This is a genomic window from Klebsiella sp. C349492 (assembly GCF_042055345.1).
Lineage (GTDB): Bacteria > Pseudomonadota > Gammaproteobacteria > Enterobacterales > Enterobacteriaceae > Klebsiella > Klebsiella scottii.
In genome coordinates this window covers 64,118-78,760 of record NZ_JANQCE010000004.1, presented here as the reverse complement: position 1 = coordinate 78,760, position 14,643 = coordinate 64,118, and the positions used below count along the sequence as shown (strand labels likewise).

Here is a 14,643-nt window from a genome sequence, read left to right as displayed (position 1 = left end):
CCGACCTACCGGGCGAGGGTCGAAAAAAAACCCCGCTCGGTTTGCGCCGGCGGGGTTTGGAATCGTGTTGTTCCGGACCCTACGGCGCATTGCCGACGACGACCACCACACGCACGACGACCACCGCGGCAGGCGCGGTTTTTAGTAGGGTCGAAGTCAGCATGGAAGCGTTCATTAGGGGCCTTTATGTCGAAAAATTAACTGAATTTATACAAACACAGCTGCGGCCATTAAACAATGGATTTATTTTCAACCACGGAAATTTGCGCAGAGGATCACAATTTTTTAACCCGGCGACAAAAAGCAAAAAACCCCGCCGCAGCGAGGTTTTTTCAGCATTTTTACGGCTGGTAACCGCAAGCACACTGTATTACGTCAACGCCAAAAGTATACGCGTTCGCGGAAGTTCACGCAATTTTAGCCACGGATTTTCATAAAATAGAGTATGGATCGGCGGCAAATTTTTGTCGAGAAAATACTGTTTATTTATACAGTGAATGCTTATACTGAAAGCGTTCACTCTGTGCCATTCGGGGGCCGCATGTTTACCGGCGCAATCAAGTCCTGGCTGAAACGGGTGGTGCCGTCAGCGCCTTAACCCTGAAAGAGCACACTGTGTTACGTCAACAAATACGCTATCTTCCGGGCACGGCAACGTGTTCAGGCGGGCGGCGTATACCCTGGCTGGCAACAGGCGGCGGAAAGGTACGCCAGCCGGCTGTGCTCCTTTACCGAGGAGACGCGTATGGGCACGATGGATATTATCGTTCTTATCCTGAAACTCATGGTTGCCGCGTTGCAACTGCTTGATGCTGTCCTGAAACAGTTCCGCTGATTCAGGTTCAGGTCGCACCTGGGAGGGGCGGGAAACCGCCCCTCTACAGGCGGTCTCCCTTCACCTGCGCCGACTGATGGAGAAATTTATGCCACCGCTGCTGATTGCTGCGACCACGCCGGATGACGCCGGGTTTCTCGCCCTGCGTAGCGAAAGCCTCGCGCAGCACTTTAATATGCTGCGCCGCCTGGCAGAGAACTGGCAAAGCGGGGAAAACCGCTTTAACGCGCCGGGAGAAAAGCTGCTTGGGGCCTTCTGCGGAGGAGCGCTGGTGGGCGTTTGCGGGCTGAACGTTGACGCCTACAGCCAGCAGCCGCGGGCCGGGCGCATTCGCCATCTGTACATCGGCGACCGCTACCGTCGCCAGGGCATCGGGCAGCAGCTGCTGGTGGCGGTGATCGCCCATTCCGGCACCTGGTTCGATTTCCTCAATACCCATGCGCCGTCGTCGGCCTGGCCGTTTTATGAAAGTCTGGGATTTCGTCCGGTTTATGATGAGCCGCGGGTGACGCATCGCCTGTTCTGCTCGCTGTAACCGCCTCTGGCTGGGTGAAAAAGCGCATGTTACAGTTTCACTACCTTGTCCCCACTGTGCCCCACCCTGATGACGATAAACGTTTTCTGCATTCTGCTGTTCGCCGCCCTGCTGCACGCTAGCTGGAATGCGATCGTCAAAGCGAGCGGCGATAAGATGTACGCGGCAATTAGCGTCAGCGGTTCGGCGGCGGTCATCGCCCTGCTGCTGCTGCCTTTCGCGCCGCAGCCGTCCCTCGCCAGCGCGCCGTATCTGCTGCTTTCCAGCGCCCTGCAGGTGGTTTACACGGTACTGGTAGCAAAAACCTACCAGGTGTCGGACATGAGCCAGACCTATCCGCTGATGCGCGGTACGGCGCCGCTGCTGGTGGCGATAATTAGCGTCGTGTTTCTCGGCGATCGCCTCTCCCCTCTGGCATGGTCTGGCATTGGGGTGATCTGTCTGGCGATCCTGGCGATGGCCTACAACGGGCGGGCCAGCTCGCGGCGCGGCGTCGTACTGGCGCTGATTAACGCCTGCTTTATTGCCGGCTATACGCTGGTTGATGGTACCGGCGTAAGGCTGTCCGGCTCCGCGCTGGGCTACACGCTGTGGTCCTTTTTGATGAACGGTTGCTGCCTGCTGGTCTGGTCGATGGTCACCCGTCGCCGGGAGGTCAGCCGCTATCTGCGCCAGCACTGGCACAAGGGGCTGCTCGGGGGCATCAGTACGATGGGCTCCTACGGCCTCGCGCTGTGGGCCATGACCCAGGCGCCGCTGGCGGTCGTTGCCGCGCTGCGTGAAACCTCAATTCTGTTCGGCGCGCTCATCGCCTTCGTCCTGCTTAAAGAGCGGGTTATGGCCCTGCGAATTGTTGCCGCCTGCGGCATCGCGGCCGGCGCGATCCTGCTGCGCCTCTCTTAGCGCATCATGGCAACATTAGTTGCCGATTATTGTTTACAAAACCTGCCTTTAATTCCCTGACAATCACCGCCGGGTGGTTGTTCTGTCATTTTTATGTGGTAGATTCCTCCATCGTTTACGGGATGTGCCAGTCACATGTTCTTCATTTACCTCTACTCACAAAGTATTCATCGACATGAAACGGCATAAGAACTTCAATTTGTTGTTGATGCTGGTCGTGCTGGTGGCCGTTGGCCAGATGGCGCAGACCATATATATTCCGGCCATTGCCGACATGGCTATCTCGCTCAACGCCCGCGAGGGCGCCGTGCAGAGCGTGATGGCGGCCTATTTACTGACCTACGGCGTATCGCAGCTCTTTTACGGGCCGCTGTCCGATCGCGTGGGGAGACGCCCGGTGATTCTGGTCGGGATGTCTATCTTTATGCTGGCGACGCTGGTTGCCATCACCACCCATAGCCTGACGGTGCTGATTATCGCCAGCGCGATTCAGGGAATGGGCACCGGCGTCGGCGGCGTCATGGCGCGTACTCTGCCGCGCGATCTGTATGAAGGCGCGCAGCTAAGACATGCCAACAGCCTGTTGAATATGGGTATTCTGGTCAGCCCGCTGCTGGCGCCGCTGCTTGGCGGGGTCCTCAATACGCTGTGGAGCTGGCGCGCCTGCTACGTTTTCCTGCTGGTGCTTTGCGCCGTGGTGACCTTTAGCATGGCGCGCTGGATGCCGGAAACCCGCCCGGCCGCCGCGCCGCGAACCCGCCTCACCACCAGCTACAGAACGCTTTTCGGCAACGGCGCGTTCAACTGCTACCTGCTGATGCTGGTTGGCGGCCTCGCGGGAATTGCCGTTTTTGAGGCCTGCTCCGGCGTGCTGATGGGCGCCGTGCTGGGCTTGAGCAGCATGGCGGTCAGTATCCTGTTTATTTTACCGATCCCGGCGGCCTTCTTCGGCGCCTGGTTCGCCGGGCGTCCGAACAAGCGTTTCCCGACGCTGATGTGGCAATCGGTGATTTGCTGCCTGCTGGCGGGAATTATGATGTGGCTTCCAGGGCTGATGGGCGTCATGACCGTCTGGACGCTGCTGGTGCCCGCCGCGCTGTTCTTCTTCGGCGCCGGAATGCTGTTTCCGCTGGCAACCAGCGGCGCAATGGAGCCGTTCCCGTTCCTCGCCGGTACCGCCGGCGCGCTGGTTGGCGGCCTGCAGAATATCGGTTCCGGCGTCCTGGCCTGGCTATCGGCCATGATGCCGCAGACCGGTCAAGGCAGCCTCGGGCTGCTGATGATGCTGATGGGGCTGCTGATTATGCTGTGCTGGCTGCCGCTGGCCTCGCGCTTTAGCCGCCATCAGCAGCCGGTTTAGGGCTTCCGTAGTTCTCCCCGGGCCGCGACGCGAAGCGTCCTGCCCGGGCGCACGATTCAGCTCGTGGCCATTATGATTGCACCCGGCTCTGCAGCCAGTTGATAAAGGCGTCGATTTTTGGCCACTGGCGCCCCGGCAGCGTGGTCACATAGTAGTGCTGATGGCATTTCAACGTCATCTCGCCAAACGGAGCGATCAGCTCCCCGCTCTCCAGCCGCTTTTGCACCAGCCTTTTTCGCCCCATCGCCACGCCGACGTGATTCATCGCCGCTATCACCGCTAAATCGGAACGATCGAAGCCAATCCCCGACGATTGCGGCATATTAATCCCAAACTGCTGCGCCCAGCTAAACCACTCGTCGGTGCCGGAGTCGTTGCTCCAGGCCTGGCGATCGTGCAGTAGCGTGCAGTGCTGGAGGTTATCGGGATTCTGCCGCAGCTGGTGCCGGCGGGCATAATCCGGGCTGCATACCGGCACAATCTCCTCGTCCATCAGGAAGTGGTGGCTGAGCTGCGAGGAGGGCAAATCGTCAAAGTAGATAGCCAGGTCGATGCCGGCGCGCTGCATATTGACGTTATCGTTGCCGGTCAGCACGGTCAGCGAGATCGACGGGTAGCGGCGGGTAAAGTCGCCCAGCGCCGGAACCAGCCAGCACTGGGCGATCGACGGCCGCGAGTAGACCGTCAGGGTCCCGGACAGCTCCTGGTTTTTGATATCCAGAATCTCCTGATTCAGGCTATCGAGGGATGACTTCAGCGCCCAGTACACCCGCCTGCCTTCATGGGTGAGTTCCACCTTGCGGTGCGAGCGGACAAACAGCTGAATACCCAGCTCCTCTTCGAGCTGGTTCATGCGGTGGCTCACCGCGCTGGGCGTCAACGACAGCTCTTCCGCCGCCAGGGCAAAAGACTCGTGCCGCGCGGCCACCTCAAAGGTATAGAGCTTTGACAACTGCCAGCCGTTGAGGAGCCGGTTACCGACCTCTTTTAGCGCATCCATCTTTTGCCTCCCCCGTTTCATGTCCGCTGATTGTAAAGAAAAGAGCCGCTGCCCGTCGCCTTAAAGATGAATAAAAGTGACCCATAACGCAAAATACCGCCAGTTTTAGACGTTAATCACTACTTTGATTCAATCTGATTCACCTGAAGAGCCAATTATATCGTTTGTCAGCCGGTGGCGTTTTTCTGTTCAATAGGCGCAGATTATTTACAGGCGAGGTGGGGTATGGAATCGCAGATTTGGGTTGTGAGCACGCTGCTGATAAGCATCGTGCTGATCGTGTTAACTATCGTCAAACTGAAGTTTCACCCCTTCCTGGCGCTGCTGTTAGCCAGCTTTTTTGTCGGCGCAATGATGGGGATGAGCCCGCTGGATATGGTTAACGCCATTGAAAGCGGGATTGGCGGAACGCTGGGCTTCCTCGCGGCTGTTATCGGCCTCGGTACCATTCTGGGTAAAATGATGGAGGTCTCCGGCGCCGCAGAGCGTATCGGCCTGACGCTCCAGCGCTGCCGCTGGCTATCGGTTGACGTCATTATGGTGCTGGTCGGCCTGATTTGCGGGATTACGCTGTTTGTGGAAGTTGGCGTCGTGCTGCTGATCCCGCTGGCATTCTCCATCGCCAAAAAGACCCACACCTCGCTTCTGAAGCTGGCGATTCCGCTGTGCACCGCATTGATGGCCGTCCACTGCGTGGTTCCGCCTCATCCGGCCGCGCTGTTCGTTGCCAATAAGCTCGGCGCCGATATCGGGACGGTCATCGTCTACGGCCTGCTGGTCGGGCTGATAGCCTCGCTGGTTGGCGGCCCGTTGTTCCTCAAACTTCTCGGCGACCGCCTGCCGTTTAAACCGGTTCCCGCCGAGTTTTCCAACCTGGAAGTCCGTAAGGAAGAGACGCTGCCGTCGCTCGGCGCTACGCTCTTTACTATCCTGCTGCCTATCGCGCTGATGCTGGTAAAAACCGTTGCCGAGCTGAATATGGCCAAGGGCGGCACGCTGTACATGCTGCTGGAGTTCATCGGTAACCCGATCACCGCCATGTTTATTGCCGTCTTCGTGGCTTACTACATTCTCGGCATCCGCCAGAACCTTGGGATGAGCGTGCTGCTGACTCATACTGAGAATGGCTTTGGCTCGATTGCCAATATCCTGCTGATTATCGGCGCCGGCGGGGCATTCAACGCCATTCTGAAAAGCAGCGGGCTGGCCGATTCTCTGGCAGTGATTCTGTCGAACATGCATATGCACCCCATCCTGCTGGCCTGGCTGGTGGCGCTGATTCTGCACGCTGCGGTCGGCTCCGCTACCGTCGCGATGATGGGCGCAACCGCCATCGTTGCCCCGATGCTGCCGCTTTATCCCGACGTGAGTCCGGAGATCATCGCCATTGCTATCGGTTCAGGCGCAATTGGCTGCACGATCGTTACCGACTCCCTGTTCTGGCTGGTAAAACAATACTGCGGAGCGAGTCTGAGCGAGACGTTTAAATACTATACAACGGCCACATTTATCGCATCCTTACTTGCGCTGGCCTGCACGTTCCTGCTTTCTTTCATCATCTGAGCGCCAAGAGACGTAATATGAAAAACGCTGACATGACCACTTTAATCGCACAGTTCCCGCTGCTGAAGGAGCTGATTGCCCTGAAAGAAACCGCCTGGTTTAACCCGGCGACCACCTCTCTGGCCGAGGGTTTGCCCTACGTCGGCTTGACCAGCGAAGACGTCCAGGACGCCCGCGCCCGCCTCGATCGCTTTGCCCCGTATCTGGCGCAGGCCTTCCCGGAAACCGCGGCCACCGGCGGGATTATCGAATCCGAGCTGGTGGCGATTCCGGCCATGAAAGCGCGGCTGGAACAGGAATTTGCGCAGCCGGTTGCGGGTGAGCTGCTGTTGAAAAAGGACAGCCATCTGCCGATCTCCGGCTCAATTAAAGCGCGAGGCGGCATTTATGAGGTGCTGACCCACGCGGAAAAACTGGCGCTGGAAGCCGGACTGCTCACCACCGCGGATGACTACAGCAGGCTGCTGACGCCTGAATTTAAACAGTTCTTCAGCCAGTACAGCATCGCCGTGGGCTCCACCGGAAACCTCGGAATGTCGATTGGCATCATGAGCGCGCGCATCGGCTTTAAGGTCACCGTGCATATGTCCGCCGACGCCCGGGCGTGGAAAAAAGCGAAGCTGCGCAGCCACGGCGTGACGGTGGTGGAGTACGAACAGGATTACGGCGTGGCGGTTGAGCAGGGGCGTAAAGCCGCCGAATCAGACCCTAACTGCTTCTTTATCGACGACGAAAACTCGCGCACGCTGTTCCTCGGCTACGCCGTTGCCGGCGAGCGTCTGAAGGCCCAGTTTGCTCAGCAGGGCCGCGCGGTCGATGCCGACCATCCGCTGTTCGTCTATCTGCCGTGCGGCGTTGGCGGGGGCCCTGGCGGAGTGGCATTTGGCCTCAAGCTGGCCTTCGGCGACCACGTGCGCTGCTTCTTCGCGGAACCAACCCACTCGCCCTGTATGCTGCTGGGGATTTATACCGGACTGCACGACGCGATTGCGGTCCAGGATTTAGGTATTGATAACCTGACGGCCGCCGACGGGCTCGCCGTTGGCCGGGCGTCGGGATTTGTCGGCCGGGCGATGGAGCGTCTGCTGGATGGCCTGTATACCCTCGATGACCAGACGATGTACGACATGCTGGGCTGGCTGGCGCAGGCTGAAAATATCCGCCTTGAGCCTTCGGCACTGGCGGGCATGGCCGGACCGCAGCATATTTGCGCAAGCGAGACCTACCGGCAAATGCACGGCTTTAGCCCGGAGCAGATGCAGAATGCCACGCACCTGGTGTGGGCCACCGGCGGCGGCATGGTGCCGGAAGAAGAAATGGCGCAGTATCTGGCGAAGGGCCGCTAGCCCGCCGTTAGCGCAGCAGCGGCATCAGCTCGGCGGGCGACCGCTGCTGGTTTTGTAGATCACGCATGACGCGCATATAGGGCGCGCTCATGCTGTAAAACTGGCGATAACCCGCGCACAGCGGGTTTTGCCCCTTTTGCGCATCCGCTGGCGGGCAATCACCGCCGCATAACCTCAGCCACGGGCAGTCGCGACAATCTGGCGTAACCGGCGCGTCGGCGGGACGTACCGCTTCACCACACCAGCCGCGCAGAGCGCTCTCAAAGGGCAACACCAGGATCCGGCCGATATCCTCGCGTACCCAGATAGCAAAAACCGCGCACAGGAACTCCCCCCAGGCCTCGGCATCTTCCGGCTGAAGCTGCGGAACAAAGCGGATCGCTGAAACGCCCTGCTGGCGTAGCTGGTGATAATATTGCCGCGGGCTCTGGCAGTGATGGCGATAAATATTGACGTCCAGTACCTTCAGCTCTCTCTCTGCGGCACTCCTGCTGTGGCAACGTCCTGTCATGTCACATCCTTAATGAATAAAACAATCTGCCGTAGATGAGTTACAGCAAACATTAACGCCAGCGAAAGCACTGCGAGGGAGATCAAAAATTTGTCACGTATCGCCCGGGATTGTGCGAAATCGCTCTCGCTGATATCCATCAGGTTGCGGCTGCGGGTATAGCGCCAGAGAATAATGGCAACGGCAGCCAGCACGCCAATCGACAGCCAGAACATCGCGCCCGCGCTGTGCCAGTTGTGTTTGACTGCCAGCGCCATCAGCGCCCCGTAGCCCAGCAGCGTTCGGAACCAGGCCAGCGACGTGCGCTCCGGCTGCAGGCCCGGATCGCTCTCCCGCCGCATCCGACGCCTATCCACCGTAGAGCACCAGTCCCGTCACCACCACGACCACAATCATCAGCAGAATACTGATCGCCAGCAGCGTTCGGGTATAGGGCAAGTCCTGTTTCAGGCGCATCGCCTTTTCATTACTCAGCCAGCGCAGATAGCCGTAAATGGCCAGGCCGCCGGCAAACAGGCACAGCAGCAGCGCCAGCGCTTCGCGAATCAGCGGCGTGGCAAAGTCGGGCGCCAGCTGATCGAGGCCGACGCCGGCGGCGAGAAAGCCCAGCGCCGTGCGGATCCAGGCGAGAAAAGTACGTTCATTGGCGAGTGAAAAGCGGTAATCCGGCGCTTCGCCGACGCGGGAGATTTTCATCAGGGTTCCTTGTTCGTGCCACGGCCAGGCTCCAGCATAGCCTAATTCATCACGAACGGGGGAAGAGGGAAGAACCGGCACCCGTTGGGTGCCGGTGAGAGGGAGAGATTAGTGCAGTTCTGGCCAGTACTCTTTATTGGCCGCGATCAGGTCATCAAGGATCGCCCTGGCGACAGAGGCGCTCGGCACGGTTTTCGACAGCGTAATCGCCTGCCACAGCTTGTGGTAGGAGCGATGTTCCCAGGCATCGACCACCAGTTTTTCGACCGCCACCTGCTGGCCCATCATCCCTTTCTGGAAGTTCGGGATATCGCCAACCGTTAGCGGCTCCGGCCCGTTATGGCCAACCAGGCACGGAATTTCGACCATCGCATCGGCGTCAAAGTTATGGATAGCGCCATTATTAGGCACAATCAGCAGCATGCGTTCCTGGGTGTTGAAGGCAATCGCCGCCGCGAGGTCAACGATGTACGAGGCGTGCTCGTCGATCTCCAAATCACCTGCAGATGATTTGCCGGCGGCAATAATGGCCCGGCAGGCGCTGAAGACGTTTTTCTCGCGATGATCCATGACCTCGTTTGCGCGGGTGCGCTCAGGGTTGGAGTGCGCAACCACATAATCCGGGAACAGATAGTACTTCAGGTAGGTGTTCGGCATGGTATCCGGATCCAGCGCCTGCACATCTTTTGCCTTCGCAAAGGTATCGTTCCAGCTCGCTTCGGTATGCGGGTCGTTAGATGGCGGAACATAGCCATATTTAGCGACATACTCACGCAATTTTGGCATCAGGTCGTTACCCTGCAGATCCTCAATCGACGTCCACCAGCCGAAGTGGTTAAGGCCGTAGTAGCGCACGCGCATCTGCTTGCGGTCTTTCAGGCCGACGATTTGCGCCATCCGCCCTTCGATACCGATCGGCATATCGCAAATGTTGAGGATTTTCGCGTTCGGACGCAGGCGGCGGGTCGCTTCTGCCACAATGGCCGCCGGGTTGGAGTAGTTAAGCATCCACGCGTTCGGCGAATATTTTTGCATATAGTCCACCAGCTCCAGCACGCCGCCGATCGAGCGCATACCGTAGGCAATACCGCCAGGTCCGCAGGTTTCCTGGCCCAGCACGCCGTGGCGCAGGGGGATTTTTTCATCTTTTTCACGCATCGGATATTTACCGACGCGAATATGTGCCATCACGAAATCAACGTCGGTAAACGCCGCCTGCGGGTCGGTGGTGTAGCTGAACTCAATATCCGGCGCCTGCTCTTTGAGAATGACTTTACACGCTTCGGCGATAGTCTCCTGCCGCGCACCGTCGTTGTCATAAAATTTCAGTGCCCGCAGCGGGAAACGGTCCTGGTTAGCTAACAGCATTAATACGATGCCCGGGGTAAAGGTACTGCCGCCGCCTGCGATAACAACTGAGAATTTTTTCATGATACTGCCTCCGTCATGGTGTTTTGTTCGGTCTGTAGAGAATCTTTGATTAAGGTTTCAAGCTGGTCGCGAACCTGAGGAACGTGCAGGCCGACGATGACCTGAATCCCGTTGCCGCGTCGCACAACCCCGTGGGCGCCCAGCGCTTTAAAGACGTCGTCACTTTGCGTTTTCGCCATATCCACCAGCGTGATACGCAGGCGGGTGGCGCAGTTATTGATGTTCTCGATATTGCTTGCCCCGCCGAGCGCCTGCAGGAAACCTGCGGCCTGGCCGAGCCTGGTGTCCGTCGCCCCGGCGGCGCTGGTTTTGCCGCGCGCCGCCTGGTAGTCGGCCTTGCTGTAGAGCTTGATTTCACTCTCTTCGCGTCCAGGCGTTTTCAGGTTGAGACGCAGGATCAGGGTGCGGAAGATAACGAAGTAGATGCCGGTGAAGCACGCCCCGATGCCGATCTGGATAAACATCATCGACGCGTGGTTATGGAACATCGGGATCCAGTTTTGCGGCAGGAACTGATCCAGCAAACCGCCGCCAAAATTGCCCACCACGCCGCACATATACATCACCGTCGCCATCGTCGCCGCCAGCACGGCGTGCACGGCGAACAGCAGCGGAGAGATAAACAAGAAGGTGAACTCCAGCGGTTCGGTGATGCCGACCAGCATGGCGGTCAGGGTGGCCGGTATCAGCAGGCCGGCGACCTTGACGCGGTTTTCCGGGGCGGCGGTGAAGTAGAGCGCCAGCGCAATACCCACGGAGCCAAAGACTTTCGAGTTTCCGTGCAGGGCGAAGCCGCCTTCCGGGAACAGAGCCTTCAGCGGCTCGGTGCTCTGACTAAACTCCTGCAGATGCTGCGCCCAGTACACCTGAATGCCGCCTTCCACCACTGCCGGGCCAAAGATAAACGGGCCGTAGACAAAATGGTGTAAACCGGTTGGGATCAGGATCCGCTCAAGGAAAATATAAACCCAGACCCCGAGCGCCCCGGCTGAGCGTAAAAACGCCTGCAGAGATTCAATACCCATCTGTACTTTCGGCCAGCCGAGTAGCGTGAGCCAGGCGCAGGGGATCATTGCCAGGAATGCAACGATAACGACAAATGAGGACCCCTGGAAAATACCGAGGAAAACCGGCAGCGGTTTGTCAAAATAGCGGTTATGCAGCGCGGTCACGAGACCGGAAATAACAATCGCGCCGATGATGCTGGTATCCAGCGTTTTAATCCCGGCGATCATCGCCAGGCCGCTGCCGGCCGTAGGTTCAGCGGAAAAGTCGACGCCGAAGAAGTGGCCCCAGGTCATCCCCATCGCGTTGATGAAGTAGTTCCAGGTCAGAAAGCTTACCAGCACCGCCAGGCAGGCCCGGCCCTGCGCCTGTTTAGCGAGGCCAATCGGCAGGCCGACGGCGAAAATCAGCGGCATATTACGAAATACCGTCCAGCCGCCTTCTTCAATAATGTGAACGATTTGTGCAAATAAATTATCGGGGGCCGTAAGCGCTTCGCCGACAAACATCGGGTTGCGTAACATAATGGCAATTCCGACCACGATCCCGGCAAAGGGAAACAGCAAAACCGGGGTAAACATGGCACCGCCGAAACGTTGTATTTGACTGAGCATTTTAAAATCCTCATTTAACAACCAGTAGGGTTAGTGGCCTTATTTGTCTTGAGTATCGGCCTAAAGCGAGAATAGGAATTTACCCGTCATCCAACATGCAATGTCGTTGCGATTCGTGATCGCTTTCATGGTTTTAATTACAGCAATGTTGTCTACTTTTTTAATAAAACATAGACAACAACAAAATCCCCAGACCTTAGCCTGCAAAAACATCGGCGTATACGCATGTAATTTAATGATTTTTAATACGAAACAGGGGTTTGATAATCACCTCTGTCACTGGAATAGAGGTCTACTGGTGATCTACAAATCTATTGCTGAAAGATTGCGTCTGCGGCTCAACTCATCGGATTTCAACATCGGCAGCCCGCTGCCGGGAGAGAAAAAGCTGGCGCAGGAGTTTGGCGTCGCGCGGATGACCATTCGCAAAGCCATCGACCTGCTGGTGAACTGGGGGCTGGTGGTTCGTCGGCACGGTAGCGGCACCTACGTCGCACGCAAAGACGTGCACCACGAAACCACCAATCTTACCGGCCTGGCCGAAGTGCTGCGCCAGCAGGGGAAAGAGGTGGTCAGCCAGGTGCTGATTTTCGAGGTGATGCCCGCGCCTCCCGCTATTGCCAGCCAGCTGCGGATTCAGATTAACGAGCGGATCTATTTCTCACGACGCGTGCGCTACGTGGACGGAAAGTCCCTGATGCTGGAAGACAGCTATATGCCGGTAAAACTGTTTCGTAATCTGTCGCTGGTGCATCTGGAGGGGTCAAAATTTGACTACATCGAGAAAGAGTGTGGGCTAACGATTAGCGGTAACTACGAGAGCCTCTCCCCGGTGCTGGCGGACAAGCAGCTGGCAAAGTCGATGAACGTGCCGGAGCAGACGCCGCTGCTGCGTATCACCTCGCTCTCCTACAGCGACAGCGGCGAATTTCTCAATTATTCCGTTATGTTTCGCAACGCCAGCGAGTATCAGGTGGACTACCATTTACGCCGCGTCCACCTCGATAGCCCGTTAGCTCATCCCCCAGAACAACACGGCGAGGAGCTGGGGCGTGATGATGCGTAAAAACATCACCAGCGGGTAGACCGTGGCATACGACAGCGCCGCCGCCCCGCTGGTGGCGTGCAGGTTGTTGGCGAAGGCCAGCGCCGGGGGATCGGTCATTGAACCGGCCAGCATGCCGCACAGGGTCAGATAGTTCATCTTCAGCAGCATTCTCGCCAGAATACCGACCGTCAGCAGCGGAATGCCGGTAATGAAAATACCGTAGACTATCCAGTTCAGGCCGTCGCCGTGGGTCAGCGTGAGGATAAAATCACCGCCCGACTTCAGGCCGACAACCGCCAAAAACAGGACGATCCCGAGCTCGCGCAGCGCAAGGTTGGCGCTGGGCGGCATAAACCAGTACAGCTTGCCGATGCTGCCGATTCGCCCGAGGATCAGCGCCATAATCAGCGGCCCGCCGGCCAGCCCCAGCTTAAGCGCGACGGGAAAACCGGGAATAAACAGCGGAATAGAGCCCAGCAGCACCCCTAAACCAATGCCGATAAATACCGGCAGCATCTGGACCTGCTGCAATTTTTGCTGCGCGTTACCCAGCTCAGCGGCAACCGCGTCAATCGCCTCCGGGCGCCCGACCAGGTTAAGAATGTCACCAAACTGCAGGCTGGCATGGCTGCTGGCCACCAGCTCCACGCCGGCGCGATTAAGCCGCGAGATCACGACGTCATAGCGCTGCTTAAAATTGAGATCGCGGATTTTCTTGCCGAGGATCTTCTCGCTGGTCACCACCACCCGCTCAACTTTCAGATCGGTACCGCGGGTGGAAAGCGAGGTGGAAACCTCCTTGCCGATCACCAGCTGCGCATTGTGTAAATCCTCCGGACGCCCCACCAGATGCAGAAGGTCGCCGGTCTGGATCAGCGTGCCCGGAGCCGGGACCATCAGCAGCTCATCCCGCTTAAGGCGCGAACAGATCAGCCTGTCGCTGTTGAGCATCGGTACATCCTGAATCGCCATATTATTCAGGTTAGGGTTTTCAACGCGGACGTTAATCGTCTGCAGCAGCGCATGGCCATTACCGCTGCTCTCATCAAACTGCTGGGCCTCTTTTTCGACGTTGACGCGAAAGAACAGGCGCACCAGCCACATGGTGAGCAAAATGCCGCAAATACCAAACGGATAGGCCATGGCATAGCTCATCCCCATCTGGTCTACGACATCGAGCGGCACGCCAATGTCGCGAAGGATCTGCTGCCCGGCCCCCAGCGCCGGGGTATTGGTCACCGCCCCGGAGAAAATACCGAGGACTATCGGCAGCGGGATATTAAAAAGCTTATGCAGCACCGCGGTCACCAGACCGCCGAGGATCACGATGAGGATGGCAAAGAGGTTAAGCCGCAGCCCTGAAACGCGCAGAGAGGCGAAGAACCCCGGCCCGACCTGGATACCGATGGTATAAACGAAGAGAATCAGGCCAAATTCCTGAATAAAGTGCAGCATGGGTCCGCTGAGGGTAATGCCCGCCTGATCGACAAAGTGGCCGACGATAATACCGCCAAACAGCACGCCGCCAATGCCAAAACCCACACCGCGAATTTTGACATTGCCGATCCACAATCCGACAACCGCAACCAGCGCCAAAACGCTGACGGTCAATGCTATATCACTCATCGTGTTTTCCCTGTGAATAACATTAGTAATAACCGGGATTATGGCCCAACCCTCGGGGCCTGTATGCAGCCTGGCGCACAATAATCAGCGGGTCATCGGAACCGCGTACAGGGTGCTTCCGCCGGTCATTTCAGCGCCCGAGGCCAAAAAAAAAGCCCCGAAAGGTCGGG

At 58.0% G+C, this 14,643-nt stretch carries 15 protein-coding genes; 7 read left to right on the top strand and 8 right to left on the bottom strand.

Going from position 1 to position 14,643, the window contains the following annotated elements; genetic code table 11:
* Positions 1 to 79: 79 nt before the first annotated feature.
* A complete protein-coding gene (ivbL, locus tag NWP14_RS15720) occupies positions 80 to 175 on the bottom strand; it encodes an ilvB operon leader peptide IvbL (RefSeq protein WP_071844866.1) in 96 nt (31 codons plus the stop codon).
* 570 nt (positions 176 to 745) lie between these two features.
* Between ivbL and tisB the strand changes: the two genes are divergently transcribed.
* From tisB to emrD, 4 genes are all read left to right on the top strand, one after another.
* On the top strand, positions 746 to 835 hold the full coding sequence (gene tisB / locus NWP14_RS15715; RefSeq protein WP_095102458.1) for a type I toxin-antitoxin system toxin TisB: 90 nt from the start codon (positions 746 to 748) through the stop codon (positions 833 to 835).
* A gap of 88 nt (positions 836 to 923) precedes the next feature.
* On the top strand, positions 924 to 1,370 hold the full coding sequence (locus tag NWP14_RS15710; RefSeq protein WP_095102978.1) for a GNAT family N-acetyltransferase: 447 nt from the start codon (positions 924 to 926) through the stop codon (positions 1,368 to 1,370).
* 69 nt (positions 1,371 to 1,439) lie between these two features.
* A complete protein-coding gene (locus tag NWP14_RS15705; protein ID WP_095102455.1) occupies positions 1,440 to 2,273 on the top strand; it encodes a DMT family transporter in 834 nt (277 codons plus the stop codon).
* A gap of 175 nt (positions 2,274 to 2,448) precedes the next feature.
* On the top strand, positions 2,449 to 3,633 hold the full coding sequence (gene emrD, locus NWP14_RS15700) for a multidrug efflux MFS transporter EmrD (protein WP_375215625.1): 1,185 nt from the start codon (positions 2,449 to 2,451) through the stop codon (positions 3,631 to 3,633).
* Between the two features lie 70 nt (positions 3,634 to 3,703).
* On the opposite strand, the gene dsdC is transcribed toward emrD, so the two are convergent.
* Positions 3,704 to 4,633, bottom strand: coding sequence for a DNA-binding transcriptional regulator DsdC (gene dsdC / locus NWP14_RS15695; protein ID WP_095102450.1), 930 nt, complete (start codon positions 4,631 to 4,633; stop codon positions 3,704 to 3,706).
* Positions 4,634 to 4,858: 225 nt separating this feature from the next.
* On the opposite strand from dsdC, the gene dsdX reads away from it, so the two are divergent.
* Together dsdX and dsdA are read left to right on the top strand one after the other, a co-directional pair.
* A complete protein-coding gene (gene dsdX / locus NWP14_RS15690) occupies positions 4,859 to 6,196 on the top strand; it encodes a D-serine transporter DsdX (RefSeq protein WP_095102447.1) in 1,338 nt (445 codons plus the stop codon).
* Between the two features lie 17 nt (positions 6,197 to 6,213).
* Positions 6,214 to 7,542 (top strand): D-serine ammonia-lyase, encoded by a 1,329-nt coding sequence (gene dsdA / locus NWP14_RS15685; protein WP_095102444.1) that lies wholly within the window; start codon positions 6,214 to 6,216, stop codon positions 7,540 to 7,542.
* 7 nt (positions 7,543 to 7,549) lie between these two features.
* On the opposite strand, the gene NWP14_RS15680 is transcribed toward dsdA, so the two are convergent.
* The 5 genes from NWP14_RS15680 to NWP14_RS15660 form a co-directional block, all read right to left on the bottom strand.
* The gene (locus tag NWP14_RS15680) at positions 7,550 to 7,990 is read right to left on the bottom strand and encodes a regulator (protein ID WP_189339899.1); all 441 of its coding nucleotides are present in this window, start codon (positions 7,988 to 7,990) and stop codon (positions 7,550 to 7,552) included.
* A 59-nt stretch (positions 7,991 to 8,049) separates the two neighbouring features.
* Positions 8,050 to 8,394, bottom strand: coding sequence for a DUF202 domain-containing protein (locus NWP14_RS15675; RefSeq protein ID WP_375215745.1), 345 nt, complete (start codon positions 8,392 to 8,394; stop codon positions 8,050 to 8,052).
* A gap of 7 nt (positions 8,395 to 8,401) precedes the next feature.
* Positions 8,402 to 8,749 (bottom strand): YidH family protein, encoded by a 348-nt coding sequence (locus NWP14_RS15670; protein ID WP_095102437.1) that lies wholly within the window; start codon positions 8,747 to 8,749, stop codon positions 8,402 to 8,404.
* Between the two features lie 108 nt (positions 8,750 to 8,857).
* The gene (locus NWP14_RS15665; RefSeq protein WP_095102434.1) at positions 8,858 to 10,180 is read right to left on the bottom strand and encodes a 6-phospho-alpha-glucosidase; all 1,323 of its coding nucleotides are present in this window, start codon (positions 10,178 to 10,180) and stop codon (positions 8,858 to 8,860) included.
* Positions 10,177 to 11,799: an alpha-glucoside-specific PTS transporter subunit IIBC gene (locus tag NWP14_RS15660; protein ID WP_095102432.1), complete on the bottom strand. Its 1,623-nt coding sequence runs from the start codon at positions 11,797 to 11,799 to the stop codon at positions 10,177 to 10,179. The genes NWP14_RS15665 and NWP14_RS15660 overlap by 4 nt, the downstream gene beginning before the upstream one ends.
* A gap of 298 nt (positions 11,800 to 12,097) precedes the next feature.
* On the opposite strand from NWP14_RS15660, the gene NWP14_RS15655 reads away from it, so the two are divergent.
* A complete protein-coding gene (locus tag NWP14_RS15655) occupies positions 12,098 to 12,865 on the top strand; it encodes a GntR family transcriptional regulator (protein ID WP_095102976.1) in 768 nt (255 codons plus the stop codon).
* On the opposite strand, the gene NWP14_RS15650 is transcribed toward NWP14_RS15655, so the two are convergent.
* Positions 12,812 to 14,473 (bottom strand): putative transporter, encoded by a 1,662-nt coding sequence (locus NWP14_RS15650; RefSeq protein WP_375215624.1) that lies wholly within the window; start codon positions 14,471 to 14,473, stop codon positions 12,812 to 12,814. The two genes, NWP14_RS15655 and NWP14_RS15650, sit on opposite strands and share 54 nt — an antisense overlap.
* Positions 14,474 to 14,643 lie beyond the last annotated feature (170 nt).

Bases quoted from the DNA above. Each gene is read 5' to 3' on its own strand.
- ivbL (WP_071844866.1), bottom strand. From the start codon at position 175: ATGAACGCTTCCATGCTGACTTCGACCCTACTAAAAACCGCGCCTGCC.
- tisB (WP_095102458.1), top strand. From the start codon at position 746: ATGGGCACGATGGATATTATCGTTCTTATCCTGAAACTCATGGTTGCC.
- NWP14_RS15710 (WP_095102978.1), top strand. From the start codon at position 924: ATGCCACCGCTGCTGATTGCTGCGACCACGCCGGATGACGCCGGGTTT.
- NWP14_RS15705 (WP_095102455.1), top strand. From the start codon at position 1,440: ATGACGATAAACGTTTTCTGCATTCTGCTGTTCGCCGCCCTGCTGCAC.
- emrD (WP_375215625.1), top strand. From the start codon at position 2,449: ATGAAACGGCATAAGAACTTCAATTTGTTGTTGATGCTGGTCGTGCTG.
- dsdC (WP_095102450.1), bottom strand. From the start codon at position 4,633: ATGGATGCGCTAAAAGAGGTCGGTAACCGGCTCCTCAACGGCTGGCAG.
- dsdX (WP_095102447.1), top strand. From the start codon at position 4,859: ATGGAATCGCAGATTTGGGTTGTGAGCACGCTGCTGATAAGCATCGTG.
- dsdA (WP_095102444.1), top strand. From the start codon at position 6,214: ATGAAAAACGCTGACATGACCACTTTAATCGCACAGTTCCCGCTGCTG.
- NWP14_RS15675 (WP_375215745.1), bottom strand. From the start codon at position 8,394: ATGCGGCGGGAGAGCGATCCGGGCCTGCAGCCGGAGCGCACGTCGCTG.
- NWP14_RS15670 (WP_095102437.1), bottom strand. From the start codon at position 8,749: ATGAAAATCTCCCGCGTCGGCGAAGCGCCGGATTACCGCTTTTCACTC.
- NWP14_RS15665 (WP_095102434.1), bottom strand. From the start codon at position 10,180: ATGAAAAAATTCTCAGTTGTTATCGCAGGCGGCGGCAGTACCTTTACC.
- NWP14_RS15660 (WP_095102432.1), bottom strand. From the start codon at position 11,799: ATGCTCAGTCAAATACAACGTTTCGGCGGTGCCATGTTTACCCCGGTT.
- NWP14_RS15650 (WP_375215624.1), bottom strand. From the start codon at position 14,473: ATGAGTGATATAGCATTGACCGTCAGCGTTTTGGCGCTGGTTGCGGTT.